This is a genomic window from Paenibacillus tyrphae (genome assembly GCF_000722545.1).
Taxonomy (GTDB): Bacteria; Bacillota; Bacilli; order Paenibacillales; family NBRC-103111; genus Paenibacillus_G; species Paenibacillus_G tyrfis.
Genome location: NZ_JNVM01000021.1, coordinates 34,935 through 51,588, shown reverse-complemented (window position 1 = coordinate 51,588; position 16,654 = coordinate 34,935). Strand labels below are relative to the sequence as shown.

Below are 16,654 nucleotides of genomic sequence, written 5' to 3'. Positions count from 1 at the left end.
TTTCACCCGAAAGCTATAATTTGATCAAACAATCATATTTTTGATCAAACAATCAGTCATTCAATATAAGGAGGAATCCCAATGGAAAACGAGCTTTCACTCAAAATACCGCCGGAGAACGGGGTGGATCGGCGCCGAAGCTTTTGGTTACGCATCGCCCCCGCTCTCGGGCTGTTCCTCCTTGCTCCGCTGGTCGGGGAGTACTTGCTCGGCAGCATTTCGATCAAGGAGCCCATGGCCCTGCTGCTCCTCTCTCCGATGTACGGCGGCGGCGCGCTCCTCATCCGGGAGGTCGTGCGCCGCACCGGGCGCGGCTGGCCGACCATCCTGCTGCTTGCGTTGGCTTACGGCGTGGCCGAGCCGGCGCTGTTCGACCACTCGCTTTTCAATGCGTCGTTCGAGGGTTACGACTTCGGGGACGCTACGTACGTTCCCGCTCTTGGTATCAGCGTTTCGAATGCCTTAGCCTTCTGCGTAGGACATGCGGTTTGGAGTATTAGCGTGCCGATCGCCATCGTCGAGATGCTCGTGCCCGACCGGAGGAAGACGCCCTGGCTGGGTCGAATCGGCCTGACGGTTACCGGCGTGCTGTACCTTTTGGGCGGTGCGATCGTCTTCCTGTGGGCGGTGAACTCGCAGCGCTTTCTCCCATCCATGCCGCAGTTTGCCGTCTCGATTGCCGTAGTGCTCGGCTTGGTCGGGGCCGCCTTTGCCGTCCGGCGGCTGCCGCGCAGGACATCCGACCGCCCGGCTCCGAATCCGTGGCTGGTCGGCGTGGCTGCGTTCATCGCGTCCGGCCTCTTCTTCCTCCTCGGCGGGAATTGGCAGCACGTCGCGGTGAAGACAGGGCTCATCGCCGCAATGGCGGTTGCCGTTACGCTATGGTCCGGCCAAGCGGGTTGGGGAGCGCGCCATCGGTTCGCCCTGACCGGCGGTACGCTGCTCACCTACGTCTGGGGCGGGTTCGTATGTGCGACCTTCGTCGGCAACACGGGTCCGATCGACCGGATCGGCAACATCATTTTTTCCTTGGGCGCGATCGTATTGCTGATGTTGGCTGCTCGCAAAACGCGTAGAATCGAGTCGTAGGAAAGCGTATGAGCATAGTCATGCCGATCCGTGCGGCAGAAGACGCCGTCATCTTTCGAGCAAGGCCGGCTTTACCGCAACGATGCATTGGACGATGTCAGGCTTCGCTGGTATGATTGGTTACAGTCCCTCTGATGGCGCTTGCCGGCATCCGGAGCCGGTAAATTCGTAAAACCACCGAAGGAGAAAACCAATGAGTGATAAAAAAGCGGACGAAAAGCAAACGTTCATTGCCGAGGCCAGACGTGCGCAGATCATCGAAGCGGCCATCTCGACACTGGACGAAATCGGATATGTTCATGCGAGTCTCGCTCAGATCGCCAAACGAGCCGGAATCAGCACCGCTTTAATCTCTTACCATTTTAAGGACAAAACCGATCTGATGGACCAGATGCTGATGATGCTGGTCGCCGACACCGCCTCCTACGTATTGACAAAAACACGGGCTGCGGCAACTCCCCGGGAAAAGCTGCACGCCTACATCGCAGCCAGCCTCGGTTACCAGGGCACCCGTCCCAAGCACAACACGGCGTTAATCGAGATTGTTTTTCATGCCCGGACGCCGGATAACGTTCCATATTACAAGCTGGGCGACGACGAAGAGGAGCCGCTTGTCCTCGAGCTTCAACAGCTATTGCTTGACGGGCAAATGAAGGGTGAATTCCGCGAGTTCAACGTTCAAGTCATGGCAACCGCGATCCGGGGAGCGATCGGGGAATATACGATGACTTCAGGCATTTCCGGTAAAATCAACTTGGAGTCCTACAGCGCCGAACTGATAAGCCTGTTCGACAAAGCTATTCTGAAGGACGGCGATCCCCAGTAAGGCCTTCAGGTTGTAACCGGGGACCGTAAATAAAAGTGTCTAGGTAACTAAAGCAAACAAAAGACTGCTCTGGTTCGAACGATCTTTTAGGAGGGCACATGAATAAAAGAAAAGCTTGGATTATTTGGGGCTTACTATTCGTGGGCATCGTTACCATACTGTATTTAAATTTCAACCAGAACGATAAATTCGATATTATTGCCGCCTATGTTAACACTAACGTAACCTTTGACAAAGACTCTCTTCAGACATATCCGGAAGATAAATTTGAAGTTGTTGTCTGTACTGATAAAATGCAAAAAACTCACATTTTTCTACTAAAGAACAATAAAGTTCTTACTTCCACATCGTTTGTAAATGCACCCTTGAATGAAAAGATTGTTGATTGGCAAATTTCTAAGAACCCGCAGTTAAATTATTTTCTATTATCTGGGAGATTGAACGATGCGATCGAATCTCTTAAGGTAAATGGAACTAAATCACAAGACCTAAAAATAATACAATATAATCATGAGAAAATGTTCTACAGTTTGTCGGAGGATATTAGAGAACCGATTGATATTCAAGCCAAAAATAAAGACGGGAATATCATTTATAAAACGCTGCCCAAGTAAAAAAGAGAAGGAAAGCTCCTTCTCTTCCTCCGTAGATCGACCCATATCTGATGCTTCATTCTTCTTCTTTCCGCAGCTCCTCGGCTTTCTCCCAGCTCGTGAACCAATCCTCCCAAACGATGTGACAGAACGACCCGTTGACGGCGATCACCGTTCCCCTCGCCCCATCCGGGATAAAGATGACGCAGTCCCCCACCGCAAACATGTGCAGTTACCCCAGCCGGAAGATGATCCCGTGGCCGCCTTTGGGATATTCCCACTTGATGTTCTGATGCGGACAGCCGATGCGGCAGCTTCCGCACTCGTGACAGCCCTCGTATCCGACATGCATCCGGATCTCTTCCCATTTGTACACTTCGGCCGGGCAAAAAATCGTACAAATCTTGTCGGGGCACTTCGTCGCGCAGATATCGTAGTCGAGCACGTGGAGATGGGAGTTCGTATCCGCCTTGAACCGGATCAAGTACTGCTTCTCTTCGATGGTCTGCCCTTTTCCCTTGGGCTGGTCGCTCATTTCATCACCCTCCATGCCTTGAACAAATCTTGGGCGATCTTGAACTTCTCGCCGGCGGTGCCGATGCCCTGCCAGATTTTGCGCTGCTTCTCTCTCTTGCTCGTCCCGTCGACGGTGAACAGCTCGCCCGCCGTCCGGTTCATGAGCGGGATATATTTTTCGAAGTAATGCGGGTATTTCTCAAAATGATGCGTGGCGTCCTTGTACTTCTTCAAGTCTTGGCCGACGAAGCCGTCCAGCAGCCGGGCCCGATACTTATCGAGCCGCGCGGCGGAATAATCACCCGCTTCCTTCGCTTCCAGAATCGTCTCCGCCGCCAGCACGCCGGATGCCATCGCCATATTCGAGCCCTCGCGGTGAATGGCGTTGACGAGCTGAGCCGCGTCCCCGATTACGATCACGCCGTCTCCGACGACCTTCGGCATGGAGCGGTAGCCACCCTCCGGGATCAAGTGGGCCAAATATTCCTGCTGCTCGCTGCCCTGGATATACGGCCGCAGGATCGGATGCGTCTTGACATACTCCAGCAGCTCATACGGCTTCAGCTTGCGCTTGATCAGCCCAGACAGCATCGCTCCAACGCCGATGTTCAAGCTGTCTTTGTTCGTATACAGCCACGCCGTGCCGAGAATGCCATGGGTCGAATCGCCGAAAATCTCGAACGTGCAGCCTTGGTCGCCTTCCAAGCTGAACCGGTCTTCAATAATTTTGCGGTCCAGCTTCAGCACTTCCATGACCGCCAGCGCCACTTCATCCGGGCGAAATTCCTTATGGAAGCCGAGCGACTTGGCGAGCAGCGAATTGACGCCATCCGCGAGCACCACGACGTCGGCATACAGGTCCCCATCCGGGCGGTCGGTACGAACGCCGACGACGCGCCCGTCTTGGGTGATGCATTCGAGCACGACCGTCTCGTTGACCAGCAGCGCGCCCTGCTGCACCGCTTTCTCCGCGAACCATTGATCGAACTTGGCCCGCAGCACGGTGAAATTGTTGTACGGCTCCTGCCCCCACTCCATCCCCTTGTAGCTGAAGGTAACCGCCGATTCTTTATCCAGCATCATGAACCGCTGCTCGACGATCGGCCGCTCCACCGGCGCATCCTTGTAAAATCCCGGAACGATGTCTTCCATCGTTTTCCGGTACAGGACGCCGCCCATGACGTTTTTCGAGCCGGGGTACTCTCCCCTTTCGATGAGCAGAACGTTTACACCGGCCTTGGCTAACGTATAGGCGCACGAAGTCCCGGCCGGACCTGCGCCGACCACGATGACGTCGAATTTTTCAGCCATATTGAGGCACCTCGCTTTGCAGCGCTTTTTGGAACGCTTCGATCAGCAGCGGGACGATGACGAACGCATCGCCGACGATGCCGTAATGGCAGGACCCGAAGATCGGCGCGGCGGGGTCCTTGTTGATGGCGATAATGAGCCCCGAGTTCTGCATCCCGACCAAATGCTGGATCGCCCCGGAAATGCCGATGGCAAAATAAATTTTTGGCGTCACGGTGACGCCCGTCTGCCCCACCTGATGATGATGCTCAACCCAGCCGGCCTCCACCGCATCGCGGCTCGCCCCGACCGAAGCGCCTAGCGTCTCCGCCAGCCGGTGAATCAGCTCGAAGCCGGCGGGGCCGCCGAGCCCTTTGCCTCCGGCGACGATCACGTCCGCTTCGTCGATCCGTACCCGCTGCGTCGTATCGCGGACGATCTCCAGCACCTTCGTGCGCAGGTCCTCTTCGCGGACGGAGACGGCTTCCTCGACGATCTCCCCCTTGCGCTTCAGATCCGGGGCCAGCCGCTTCATGACCTTCGGGCGAACGGTAGCCATTTGCGGGCGGTCCTTTTTGCACAAAATCGTGGCCATAATGTTGCCCCCGAACGCCGGACGGCTCGCTTCCAGCAGTCCGGTCTCCGCATCGACGTCCAGCTGCGTCGTATCCGCCGTCAGCCCCGTCGCGAGATCCGTCGCCACGGCGCTGGCGAGATCCTTGCCCGTCGACGTTGCGCCGAACAGGAAAATTTCCGGCTTGTGCTTCTGGCAAGCCTCGATGACGGCCCGCATGAACGATTCCGTCCGGTAATGATGGAAAATCGGATCATCGTACAAGTACACGGTGTCCGCCCCGTAAGCGATGACATCCGCGGCCAGAGGCCGGACGCCGTCGCCGATGAGGATGCCCGCCAGCGGCACACCGCGCTTATCCGCGAGCTTCCGCCCGGCCCCCAGCAGCTCCAGCGACACCGGCGCAATCGCGCCGTTCTTCTGCTCGATGAACACCCACACGCCGCGGTAATCCTGAAGGTTCATCCGCTTTCACCTCCGTTCTGGACGCGGAAGAGCTCTTTTTTCTCCAGCAAAATCGAGAGCAGCTTGCCCGCCTGCTCCGCAGGGGTTCCCTCCAGCAGCTCTCCGCCCTTCGGCTTCTCCGGCGGCCATACTTTGGCGACGATTGTCGGGGAGCCTTTGAGGCCGAGCTTCGTGCGGTCCACCCCCTCCAAATCGTCCACGGACCAGACGACCGGCTGGTACCGCGCCGCCCGCAGCATGTTGGGCAGCGGCGAATACGGGATGTCGTTGATGTCCTTTTCGACGGAGAACAGGCACGGCAGCGTCGAACGGACGACCTCGTAGCCGTCCTCCAGCTTGCGGTGGATGATGACGTAGCCTTCGTCCTTGTTAATCTCGACGATCTTGCGGACGTTCGTCAGCGGTGGAATATCCAGTCTGCGGGCAATGCCCGGACCGACCTGGCCGGTGTCGCCGTCGATCGTCATTTTGCCGCAGAGGATCATATCGATCGGCTTGATCTTGGCGATTTTGTCGATCGCCTTCGTCAGCGAATAGCTGGTCGCCAGCGTATCCGCCCCGGCGAATGCGCGGTCGGTGATCAGGTAGCCTTCGTCCGCGCCGATCTCGATGCATTTGCGGATCGCCTTGACCGCGGGCGGCGGCCCCATCGTCACGACGGATACCGTTCCTCCGTACCGCTGCTTGAGTCGCACCGCTTCTTCGACGGCATGCGCATCGTACGGATTGAGGATGGCCGGCGCGCTGGAGCGGTCCATCGTGTTCGTTTTCGGGTTCATCTTGATGATTTTCGTATCCGGCACCTGCTTGATACAGGCGACCAAGTGAAGCATCGGCAGTTCCCTCCTTGTCGGACGCTTCGGTTCTCGACAGCGGCCCGCGAGACAAGCAGTCTTCCCCGGGGCCATGTCCATCTTCTCTTTATCAATTTATTGGCTGTCCGCTTCTTTTATTCGGCGATCCGAAAAAAAGAAGCCGGCCGTCCTGCAGAAAGTAATCGTGTTCATTGAAAAGATAGGCAGGCTTTCATGGAATACAAGGCGATCATGTACAATAAGCCGATAAAGTAGGCGATGCTCAAGGTCGAATAAAGCGCGTACTGGATTTTTTTGGATTTGGGGAGATGAACTAAATAATTCGGCAAGGGTCGGAAGGCGGCCTTACAGAGCAAATAATGAAGCGCCCTTCTTCGCAAATTGAATTCGCCCATCAGGGCTTCGATCGCGCGGAGTCCGTCACTGGGCAGCAGCGGATTGACGTTAAACAAAAAGATCGTCAATTGAATACCCAGCAATACCTGGAACTGATCCCCCCACCAACCGCTGCTCGAAAGAGAAATTACCGCGGATATTGCCGCTCCGGCCAGGTCAAAAACGGGTCCGACCCACGCTGCCATGGCCCGGTCGTATTTATTCCGCAATCGGTAGGTATCCGTTGTATCCACATAGGCAATAGGAAAAATATAGTACAACAGCCCGATACCCGCTTGGCGAATTTGGATTCCAAATTTTTGCAAAACGACTGCATGCGCCATTTCATGTAAGCACAAGTGAAACATGAGCGCAGGAATAATAACCGGCCAAGACAGACTACCGGATACTACCGGAAAACCGCGGTAACCGAAATAAAACGCAACCATACAAACCGCGAGCAACGCGATAGAGCCGCAAGCCAAATAAAGTAAGTTTCTCGGTATAAGCTCCAGCCTATTCGCGAGCGGAGCGGGGAATGCTCTGGCGGAAGTAATGAGCGGAATTCGAAGCACAGGCCGCCTCTGCAAGCAGCCGACGGAACGACGTACCCCTTCCTGGGGAATCGGGTCCGTATTCAACATGTGGGCCTGTCTGAGCTGTTCGAAAAATTTATCGACCGCAGGCTTAACCTCCTCGGAGGGTTTACGGTAATCTTTCGTCAACCGCTCGATTACCTCGTCAACGGTAAGCGACTGATTGATCCATTCCACTACTTTTATGCCTAAAGGAGATATTCTCACATAATTTCCTGCGTTGGGATTGTAGAGCATGGGCTGATCATTCATTCCATAGACAAGCTCAACGCCATCCGCCAGTCGGGTCTGATCGTCGGCCTGCTCCCGAACCTTTTGCGCCTGCATTCCTTAGGGTCCCCCCTCCTGTCCGGAGAATAAAAAACGAACAAGGAAAGTGCCTCCAGAACTTTATCATCCTGGAAGCACCGTTTCGAAAACTTCATTCAAAGATTAAGCCGCTCTTTTCTTAAAGCAACCGTTACCAGGAACCGTAAGTACCGGCGGTGCCAAAGGAGCCCCCAAGCGTCCCCAAACTGCCCGCCGTCCCCAAACAACCGAGGATGACGGCGGCATCCAGTTGCTCCGGGAGTTCTTCCGCATACAGATCCAATTCCAGATCCATTTCCTTTTGCATAGTTCTCACCTCCCTTTATTCAAACTTCCTGTCGTCGGTTCGCCTAAAAATCGTGGCAGCCGTAAGTCCCTACGGAACCAAAGCATCCGCCTCCGGTACCGAGAGTACCCGCCGTACCCAAACAACCTAGAATGATAGCCGTATCCAATTGCTCGGAGAGCTCCTCCGCATACAGATCCAGTTCCAGCTCCTTCTCCATGTTCTCACCTCCTTTCCCGAGGGAGATTGCCAAAAGCGTAGGCGACAAGCTGCATTTCTTGATACCCGTCGATTTTCGCGGTTTCATAAAGATATTTTTGAACGATCCCCGCAAAGATGCATCCGCCATAGCCTAACGACATGGAGGCCAACCACATCCGTTGGGCTGCCATTCCTCCCCGCACCAGCAGTTGGCGATGTCCCGAGCTGCCCTGCCGGCATAAGACCGCGCCCAGTTTTCCGGTAATGACGACAATCGCCGGGGCTAACGAAAATTCCCGCTGCAAAACCATGTGCTCCAGCTTTCCCGGCTCCATCGCTCCAGCCCTCTCCAATTCCTGACGATACGGACAGTACCGGTAAAGCGCCGAGGCGACATTTTCCACATTGCTAACGTATACGACAAAGCCAATGTCCAATCCGGCTTCGTGCTCTTCCCGCCAATCGGCAGCGTCTCCCTGATAAGCGGAATGCAGGATCGTTAAGAGATCCGCTTTTTCGACAGGCCTGTCGCTCCAATGGCGGAGAGCTTCTCTGGCTTCGATCGCCCGATAGACGGAAGAGCCTTCACGAATCGGCGCGTCAGCAGTCAGATCCCCCAACGAACGCGCTTCTCCGCGGCCCAATAAAGCCGGAGGGATTTCGGAAAAGGCTTGTTTGGGCAAGGCCGTTTTCGTATCCTCGATCAAGTCCGTAACAATCCGGTAAGGTTCGAAACGCAAGTAAAAAACACCTCCTTCTAATAGATCGCCAGCGCTCCCGAAACCGTCTCGCTTTTCGGCATAAGCCGCAAGCGGTCGGCAAGAACGTAATCGTCCCATCGGGTAATCACTTCGTTAGGCAAGTCCAAGCCATTGGCGGTTACGCTCATCTGAGCCAAGGCGACTCCCGCGTCCAGGCATGCGATGCGATAGCTAAAGGAGTTGTATTTCACGGATACCTTTCCTACGTTGGAAGCCGCGACGAGCAATACGGCAGGCGCATTTACCGTTGCGGTTTCAACCGCTTCCCTAATCAGGGCCTCCGCTTGTTCTCCGGACAACACCTCGATACAGGCTAGCAAATGCTTCTCGGACTCGTAAAAATATATTCCCGCCCCCGCCCCTTCCACGCGGCGAACGATCAGATAAAGCTCGACCGAGCCTAAATTGCCACCTGTGGCGGACCATCGATTGACCTGTCCGTTCTCCTGTGATTTGATCCCCGCGCCGTACAGGGCGAGCAGTGCAAGCTGAGGCAGCGTAACCGGTGGCGACAGTGTTGACGAGGCTTGTCCGTTCGCCAAGCTTGGCAGCGTTCTTTTCTCTGGCTTTGGAAGCTCGCGGTAAGGCGGCAGGTCTATCGTGGGAAAATTCGTGACTCGCTTAAAGCTTCGTATCAGCTCAGTATTGCTCACTCTATAGTGGATCTGATGACTTTTGGGCGTGGTCAGGTTGTGCGATGGAAATGCGACCGAATGTTCATAGACGACGGCCAGAGGCACTTCTTCGCATATGAAACGATCGATGGGACGGCAGCGGCATCCGGGAACAAAAGGCAGTCGAAGCTGACAGGCTTCCCAATTCCTGAAATCGAGCTCATAAACATACTGGCCGGAAAATAGAGAATTGATCCGGCTGAGGCAGTAGATGATTTCCTGGAGGGTGACGCAGACCCAGAACTCCGTCATGTCGGATTCCTGCCTGATCGTCCGATGCATGCGCGGGTGAACCTTCTCAACGCAGCAATAACAAGGGGTCTCTCCCCGCTCGAAGTAAAACAGCTCCCCTTTTTCCCCGGATACTTCGCTAAGCAGCCAGCGAATACGATGCTCGGCGCAAAATTGATCCAGCTCCCGCAACCGCTCCGGCTGAAAAGAGCCGTCGTTAAACACAACCATCAGCGAAGCCTCCCCCTTCAGAGGAACGGCTTCTTCCGGCAAACGAACGCGAACATCGGTCAATCCGATCTGCCTGAGCTCCTGTTCAAGCAGGCCCCCCCATGGAGAAGGCGCGAAGATTTCCAGTTTCGCTTGCGACAGTCGGTATATGGCCTCGGCCCCGCTTCGGTTGACTCGGGTCGTATCCACATGCCGCCGGAAATAGTCCAGCGTCTCCTTGTCGTATCGGCTTGTATCGATAGCGTGATCTGCCGCCGCATCCTCCAATAACCCCCGCGCATACAAAAAAACAACGGTTTGATACAAAATATCCTTGCTGCAAGCAGGAAGCGCATTTTGCAGGTCGTCCAGAGTCCGGGTTCCGTCCAGCAGCGGCAATAAAATCGGCAAAAGGGTACCGGTCGATTTGCCGCCCAAAACTTGCCGTTCCTCCGTCCCTTCAAAGAGAAATTTCTGGCCGGAAAGCGGAAGCATCGCGACTTCCTGAAGAAACCGCGGGTAAACCGGCACACGAAATTGCATATCGTTCCGAATGGCGTTGGCCATATGCACCGCATCAATCTTATGGGCTGTTATCATTGGCTCGGCACCTCACCCTTGAGTAAATATGGACTCATACTTATCCAGCAGCACGTCATAGCTTCGCGTCGCCTCCTCCCTTTGCAAGCCGCAATGTGGACAGCCGTGGAACCCTGTCACTTTTCCTTTGCGGGTCGTTCCCCGGATCACATGAATCTCGTAGACGGTACCCGCCTCATTCTTCGTGTCGCACCGCATCCGGCGCTCTATATCCAAAAACAAGTGGACCGCCATTCCGGCATGCGCCTGCAGGAAGCCTTGGGGACCCAACCGGAAATCTCGGACATATATATCCTGGGATTCAAGGATATATTTCCCGTATGGAGCATGCTGAATTTGCCGTTTGGTAAAACAGGCGTAGCATCCTTCTTGTCCGGGGACGACGACCGGACCGATCGTTAGGGCGGGGTGATCCATGATGATCGGGACCCATGGCGTTTTCCAAGCGCCAGACAGCTTGTCCATTAATCGGCCAAGCGAGGATACCGGACGCCATGAAGCTACGATATGGAGCCGGGCATGCGGCCAACTGGCAGGGTAATACATCCCGTTTTCGTCCGCTTGTGTAATCACGATATCCTGCATTTTGGCTTCGAGCCTCCGGGCGACTTCCATTCCAAAAGCGCCCACAGCTATGATATGAATCGTTTCCATTTTCCGCTTCACTCCTTACGCAAATGGCTGCGGCCAAGCGTTAAGTTCTTGTTCCCCTCGTACGGCATGCCCCATGAATTTGGGTGCGTCATATAAACGGGGAGTTCCTAAAAAGCGGGCCCGATAGCTGAACGACAGGGGCATCAAGGTCGGAATAATCACCCGTACGGCATATAATCCCGCTCTTTTGGCTTCATCCGTGGTCAAATCTACCGCAAACACCTCGTGTCCTTTGGACTTCAGCCGGTTCACCAGATTCGCAAGATCGGTTCCCGGATGCCCTGTATCCAGCGCGCGAATTCCGGACAAATTCTTGCTTGCTGGGCTTTGGAGCAGAAAGTCATAGGCCGATAATCTTTCATGACTACCCATATAGGTGGCGCCATCGTACACTTTCATAAAATCGTCCAGATGTTCCGGGTGCTTCATTCCGTTTTGCAACGCGATGCGGGATGATGCGGATTCTCTCATTAATTTTGTCAAAGCTTGATAGGGATTGAGTTCAGTGGAGCACATAACCATGGCGGCTAATTGCTTATTGTGAGGGGCAAGCTGAACGCTGTAAAACGTAGGGATTCCAATGTCGGTCGTGGCATCGAAAAAAATTTGTTGAACGTGTCGATTTCGCTTCAAATTGTCCAGATAGGGCTGCACCCATTCCGGATAAGCATCCAGGCGAAGCTTGGGCAGCTCCAATTGCTGCAGCCAAGTGACCGCAATCGCATCGCGCTCGATCACTTCGCAGATGGCGCCTAGCAGCGCCTGTTCCAGAGTCCTGTGGGCCGCACAGCCGGTAGAGATCGGCAGCCATATTTTCTCCCCCGCACTCATCGTATCGAAGTTAAGATAGACCATAATCGCCGGCAGCCAAACCAATCGCCCGTCGGTTAAGGAAAGGCCCCGCACCCATCGGATGGGGAGATTCTTATCAGGCTTTTGCAGCGGACATCGCGGATGGCGCAGCTCCGAATCCGAGCACCTAGGGATACGGTCCAAATCCAAAGCTTCTCCTTCCAGCTCCAGGCCCGTCGCCCAAATCATTTGCTTCTCGTCGTAGACACAGCTCGCATAACGCTCCAACGTTTCAGCAACCGCTCTTAATCTGGCCTCCTCCCCGGTCAAGCCGCTGCCCGCACCGTCGGCGGAGAAAGCCATCGTAGGAATTACGGCGGATATATTTCCCGTTAATCCGCTATACACTTCATAAGAAGGTTCACCCGGCAGCGCGGGTAAGGAAATCACGTTTTGCAGCAGCCCGCCGATGGGTTGAACGAGCTTTTCGACAAAATCCATGGTCATCCTCCGATCCGGAACAATTTTTTGGCATTTTTGCGGGCGTCCTTACGACGGGCTCTTTCTTGATTGGAACGGTCGTCCCACTGAAAAGTATACAGGGCGATGACCAGAAACAGCGCTGCCGTCGCCGTCATCACCAAACAATCGACAAATAAAGATGCCATCGCTTCCGTCCCGGTATTGACGAATTTCCTTAAGCCGTCGCCGAAATAAGTTAAGGGCACGTACTGCGAGAACGTTCTAATCAAAGGCGGCATCCATTCCAGCGGGTAAAATAACCCGCAAACAATCATTAAAGGTCCCATAATCAGTCCGATGACGCCGTTAACCGCTTCCTGGGAGCGGAGCATTCCTCCGAGCATATAGCCCAAAGAAAAAAACATCAGCAGCCCAAAACCGGAGACCATTAATATTCCGGGCACCGCATCGGCGGTCAAAATGCCGGTTTGAAAACTGTAGACCAGCATGATGGCCACTTGAATCATTGCAATGACGGCCCTGACCAAAATTTGCGAAGCAATCAGGTTAAACCGGTTCACCGGCGTCAGGGCAAACAACCGCAAGCTCCCTCTTTGCCTCATTTGAATAATCGGAACGGAAGTTCCCGTAAGGCTTAAGGAAAGAAAAGCCAGAATCAAGACGGATGGGAAGGTAAACTTCAATATGTCGAACGGCTTCCTTTCATCCCCTATCGGCTCTGTTACCATCTGCGGTCCGCCGGTCGGATGGAGCTTATCGTACAATAGGCTTTTCAAAATCAGAACGAGATCTTCTTTATTCCGGTCGTAGACCAGTCTGACCGATCCTTGCGCGTCCAGCGTGCGCGGCAATACAACGGCGGCATCCAGCTCTTTCTTCGCAAATTTGGCGTTCAGCTCCGCTTCTTCGACATTCGATACCTGAAACCGGTCATGCTGCCGAAGCTGTTCCGTCACGCTTTGTACCCTCGCGTCACTGCCGGATTCCATAACGATCCCTACCTTGATAGGGGCAGGCTGGGATTGATAAGAAATGAAAGCAAATAAAGCAATAAACATAAAGGGAAAGACCAGCACAAAGAAAAACGTCGTCTTATCGCGTACCAATTCCCGATAATTCATAAGAAACAGTTGGATAAATGCATTCCAGTTCGTCTTGATATTCGCTTTGTTCATGCTCCCTCTCCTGTAAGAGATTTGCCCGTCAGCTCCAAAAAGACGTCCTCCAGATTTCCCCGTTTGATCAGCAAATGCATCCAGCTCCCGATATGGAACTGGCCACTGCACAAGCGCGCTACGGTAGCGTCCGAATTCGTCGAGACCAAAGATACCCTTGTCCTGCCGGAAGCGCGGTCCTGATCGGCTGAGCTAATTTCGGGAAACGATTCAACCCATTTCATATCGCACTCGTCTTCCGTGTAGAACTGAACGATTTTTTCAGAACAGTAGGTATGGATTAACTCGTCCGGCGTGCCTAAGGCGATCATCCTCCCTTGATTCATAATCGCCACCCGATTACACAGCGCTTCGGCTTCTTCCATCGAGTGGGTGGTCAAAACGACCGTCCGCTTTCTCTTTCGAAACGCCAAAATCGCCTCCCATAGATCGCGTCTTGCTCTGGGGTCGAGCGAGCTGGTGGGCTCGTCCAAAAATAAAATTTTCGGGTCGGAAACTAAAGCAACGGCAATCAGCACTCTTTGCTTCTGTCCGCCCGATAAATTTTTGACTAAGGTGTCCGCTTTATCTTCCAGACCGGTTAGCGGAATCAGTTCGCGGTAATCCGGGCCATGTCCGTAAAAGCTTGAAAAAAGCTTTAAGGTCTCCTTCACCGTTAAATGAGGCAAAAGACTGGCCTCCTGGGGCTGTACGCCTATTATTTTTTTGATCGCTTTGCGGTCCGACTGTGCATCCCATTCAAAAATGCGAATGGTTCCGCTGGTCGGGTTTCTCATGCCGACGATGCTCTCGAGCGTCGTCGTCTTTCCCGCCCCGTTCGGACCGAGAATGCCGAAAATTTCTCCCTCCTCAATCCGCAAGGTAAGATTTTCAACGGAAGTCACTGACCCGTATCGTTTGGTAACTTCTTGGAGATTTACCGCCGCTCTTGTTTGTTCCAACCTTAAAACGCCCCCTATCCCATCGAGGCTGCGAAACGCCCGAACCAATAAATGTAATTAAATCCAAATAAATAATTTTTATCCTAATTAAAAATAGCATAAGAGATTGAAAATAAGAATAGGCTCATTTTCCTATATAATTTGGTTTTGTTTACAATTATTTACTTTATTTGCACTTGGAAAAACCCGGCAACAGCACCATTGCATCAAATGTCTGTTGTCGGGCTTTACTGCCCGTTATAATTTCGGCAGCACCTGTCGGGCACCGAGAAAAATCCAAGTCACAATAACAAAAGGCAGCGTCAGGATCGGCAGTCCATACGCCTGAAACCACGTATTCAATCCAGCCGTCACGGGTACGGTACTGACGGCAGCCAATAGGCCAACCAGCAGCGCCGGACGCTCCCTGGTGTGGAATACAGAGGATACCGCCATCATCGTCAAAACTGCGTTATACCCGAATATCCCGAGGTTTAGATTCGTAATTTCCGCTCCCATCAAGTAGGCCGTCAGCCAGGCGATGGCGGTTCCCACGACCGCCAATAGCCCCAAGCGCCAACTTGCCAAGAATATGCCAAGAAGTATGAGAATTCCGGACAAGAAGCCCGTCTGGAAATAGACCTGATCAATCCCGTTGAGCAAGCCCGAAGCCAGATCGATCATCCCGGCGGTGTTCATATGCCAGTGGGCGAGATCCTGGGGAATCAGCCCCGGGTCAAGCCGAAGCGCATTCAAATGATACGATGCCAGCAGGAAGAGCCAGGTCACCACCGTATATGGGAAGGTAAGGACCGGTATGTTGGTACGCTTGAACAAATGCATGAACGCAGCCGTACATAACGTGCCGAGAGCGGCTGCCCCCAGCACCGTGGCGAGATTGGCCGTCAGGAAGACGGATAAGCCAAGTCCGGTCAGAACGGCATTAAATCCGAACAATCCCTGATGAACGGCCGACTTGTCGGCCCCGCCCAGATAGGCGACCAAGGTGCCGATCATGGCGGACAGAAGGGCGATCACGCCCAGCTTGACATGAACAGTCGCCAAGGCGATGACAATAATGAGGCCTGTCCAGGCATTCTCGATCAGGATCACTTGGGAGACACCTTTTAAGGATGCAAGGATAAAAGGAACCGGGTTCCATTTCAGATTTAGCGCATCAGCCTGAAGCTGTCTGTTCAGTATATAAATTCCTCCTTTCTAACCCCACTTCTCCTCAATTCTGAATACCCTCCATATGCCATACGAGACCGACCACGTCAGAATGAAAAGGACGACCAGGATATAACCGACCGAGCCCAGGTCCAGATTTTGCATATAGCTCCAGAAAGTGCCCTCCAGGCTGAATTGCTCTGCCGAGGTTTGCATAATTTCAACGAATGCAACGAACAGGGCGGCAATAACGGACATGGCCGTAACCGTCAGGTTATAATACATTTTGCGTATCGGCTTGTTAAAAGCCCATTGGTAGCTGGACGTCATAAACACGCCATCCGCCGTATCCATCAAACTCATGCCGGAGGCAAATAAAATCGGCAGCGACAGGACGCCGAGCCACGAAATGGAACTGCTGGCCGCATTCTGGGACATGGCGAGCAGTCCGATCTCCGAAGCCGTATCGAAGCCCAGACCAAACAGGAAGCCAATAAAATAAATATGCCAGCTGCGGCCAACCAGTTTGAACAGAGGACCGGTCAAGCGAGCTATGAAGCCTCTTGAATCCAGAAGCTCCTCCATTTTCTCTTCCTGGCCGGGCATCTGTTTCAGCTGCCTGAATACCCGGTACATCTGCACCAGAATGAACAAGTTGATGAGCCCGATCAGCAGCAGAAATATGCCGGAGACGGTTGAGCCGATCACGCCTCCCCATTGCTCCATCATCGGCAAATTGCTTTTTACCCAGTTCATGGAGAAGACAACCCCGACAGTTAACAACAGGACAACGGTAGAGTGGCCAAGCGAAAAATAAAAGCCTACGCCTGCCGGGTCCCTCTTTTGCTCAATAAGCTTGCGAACCGTGTTATCGATCGCCACGATATGATCCGCATCAAAGGCATGACGAAGCCCAAGGGTATAAGCTAGTACGCCAAGTCCCAGCATGGCCGGGTGATGCGGAAGGGTGACGAGCAGGAATGCTATTCCGATGATATGAAGGCCCACAACGCTCCCAAAATATTTCATCCAGGGTTTGCCTGATAGTG

General features: G+C 53.8%; 19 protein-coding genes. 3 read left to right on the top strand and 16 right to left on the bottom strand.

Annotated features, from left to right (window positions below; translation table 11 throughout):
* Positions 1–81: 81 nt before the first annotated feature.
* From ET33_RS24205 to ET33_RS24195, 3 genes are all read left to right on the top strand, one after another.
* A complete protein-coding gene (locus ET33_RS24205) occupies positions 82–1,089 on the top strand; it encodes a threonine/serine exporter family protein (protein WP_051775570.1) in 1,008 nt (335 codons plus the stop codon).
* Between the two features lie 193 nt (positions 1,090–1,282).
* Positions 1,283–1,915 carry a TetR family transcriptional regulator gene (locus ET33_RS24200; protein WP_036687949.1) on the top strand — a complete coding sequence of 211 codons (633 nt, stop codon included), beginning with the start codon at positions 1,283–1,285 and terminating at the stop codon, positions 1,913–1,915.
* A gap of 98 nt (positions 1,916–2,013) precedes the next feature.
* A complete protein-coding gene (locus ET33_RS24195) occupies positions 2,014–2,529 on the top strand; it encodes a hypothetical protein (protein ID WP_036687945.1) in 516 nt (171 codons plus the stop codon).
* A gap of 55 nt (positions 2,530–2,584) precedes the next feature.
* Here ET33_RS24195 and ET33_RS39325 read toward each other — a convergent pair whose 3' ends face one another.
* The 16 genes from ET33_RS39325 to ET33_RS24130 form a co-directional block, all read right to left on the bottom strand.
* Entirely contained in the window at positions 2,585–2,734 is a 150-nt protein-coding gene (locus ET33_RS39325) for a hypothetical protein (RefSeq protein ID WP_167336445.1), read from the bottom strand.
* A gap of 6 nt (positions 2,735–2,740) precedes the next feature.
* Positions 2,741–3,043 (bottom strand): ferredoxin family protein, encoded by a 303-nt coding sequence (locus ET33_RS24190; protein WP_010500576.1) that lies wholly within the window; start codon positions 3,041–3,043, stop codon positions 2,741–2,743.
* The gene (locus tag ET33_RS24185; protein ID WP_036687941.1) at positions 3,040–4,335 is read right to left on the bottom strand and encodes an FAD-dependent oxidoreductase; all 1,296 of its coding nucleotides are present in this window, start codon (positions 4,333–4,335) and stop codon (positions 3,040–3,042) included. Before ET33_RS24185 ends, ET33_RS24190 begins: the two co-directional genes overlap by 4 nt.
* Entirely contained in the window at positions 4,328–5,353 is a 1,026-nt protein-coding gene (locus tag ET33_RS24180) for an electron transfer flavoprotein subunit alpha/FixB family protein (protein ID WP_036687938.1), read from the bottom strand. Before ET33_RS24180 ends, ET33_RS24185 begins: the two co-directional genes overlap by 8 nt.
* On the bottom strand, positions 5,350–6,186 hold the full coding sequence (locus ET33_RS24175; RefSeq protein WP_036687935.1) for an electron transfer flavoprotein subunit beta/FixA family protein: 837 nt from the start codon (positions 6,184–6,186) through the stop codon (positions 5,350–5,352). Before ET33_RS24175 ends, ET33_RS24180 begins: the two co-directional genes overlap by 4 nt.
* Positions 6,187–6,356: 170 nt before the next feature.
* The gene (locus ET33_RS24170; protein WP_036687932.1) at positions 6,357–7,466 is read right to left on the bottom strand and encodes a PqqD family peptide modification chaperone; all 1,110 of its coding nucleotides are present in this window, start codon (positions 7,464–7,466) and stop codon (positions 6,357–6,359) included.
* Between the two features lie 133 nt (positions 7,467–7,599).
* On the bottom strand, positions 7,600–7,755 hold the full coding sequence (locus ET33_RS38575; protein WP_152570695.1) for a thiocillin family RiPP: 156 nt from the start codon (positions 7,753–7,755) through the stop codon (positions 7,600–7,602).
* A gap of 43 nt (positions 7,756–7,798) precedes the next feature.
* On the bottom strand, positions 7,799–7,954 hold the full coding sequence (locus ET33_RS38570) for a thiocillin family RiPP (protein ID WP_010500570.1): 156 nt from the start codon (positions 7,952–7,954) through the stop codon (positions 7,799–7,801).
* A gap of 4 nt (positions 7,955–7,958) precedes the next feature.
* On the bottom strand, positions 7,959–8,675 hold the full coding sequence (locus ET33_RS24165) for a nitroreductase family protein (protein WP_036687927.1): 717 nt from the start codon (positions 8,673–8,675) through the stop codon (positions 7,959–7,961).
* 17 nt (positions 8,676–8,692) lie between these two features.
* Positions 8,693–10,411 carry a SagB family peptide dehydrogenase gene (locus ET33_RS24160; RefSeq protein WP_036687923.1) on the bottom strand — a complete coding sequence of 573 codons (1,719 nt, stop codon included), beginning with the start codon at positions 10,409–10,411 and terminating at the stop codon, positions 8,693–8,695.
* A gap of 12 nt (positions 10,412–10,423) precedes the next feature.
* Positions 10,424–11,065 (bottom strand): TOMM precursor leader peptide-binding protein, encoded by a 642-nt coding sequence (locus ET33_RS24155; protein ID WP_036687920.1) that lies wholly within the window; start codon positions 11,063–11,065, stop codon positions 10,424–10,426.
* A 15-nt stretch (positions 11,066–11,080) separates the two neighbouring features.
* A complete protein-coding gene (locus tag ET33_RS24150) occupies positions 11,081–12,358 on the bottom strand; it encodes a YcaO-like family protein (RefSeq protein ID WP_036687917.1) in 1,278 nt (425 codons plus the stop codon).
* A gap of 2 nt (positions 12,359–12,360) precedes the next feature.
* Positions 12,361–13,515: an ABC transporter permease gene (locus ET33_RS36645; RefSeq protein WP_051775569.1), complete on the bottom strand. Its 1,155-nt coding sequence runs from the start codon at positions 13,513–13,515 to the stop codon at positions 12,361–12,363.
* Positions 13,512–14,456, bottom strand: coding sequence for an ABC transporter ATP-binding protein (locus ET33_RS24140; RefSeq protein ID WP_036687911.1), 945 nt, complete (start codon positions 14,454–14,456; stop codon positions 13,512–13,514). Before ET33_RS24140 ends, ET33_RS36645 begins: the two co-directional genes overlap by 4 nt.
* A gap of 237 nt (positions 14,457–14,693) precedes the next feature.
* Positions 14,694–15,578 (bottom strand): urea transporter, encoded by an 885-nt coding sequence (locus ET33_RS24135; protein ID WP_081890465.1) that lies wholly within the window; start codon positions 15,576–15,578, stop codon positions 14,694–14,696.
* A gap of 75 nt (positions 15,579–15,653) precedes the next feature.
* The gene (locus ET33_RS24130) at positions 15,654–16,634 is read right to left on the bottom strand and encodes a HoxN/HupN/NixA family nickel/cobalt transporter (protein WP_235206803.1); all 981 of its coding nucleotides are present in this window, start codon (positions 16,632–16,634) and stop codon (positions 15,654–15,656) included.
* Positions 16,635–16,654 lie beyond the last annotated feature (20 nt).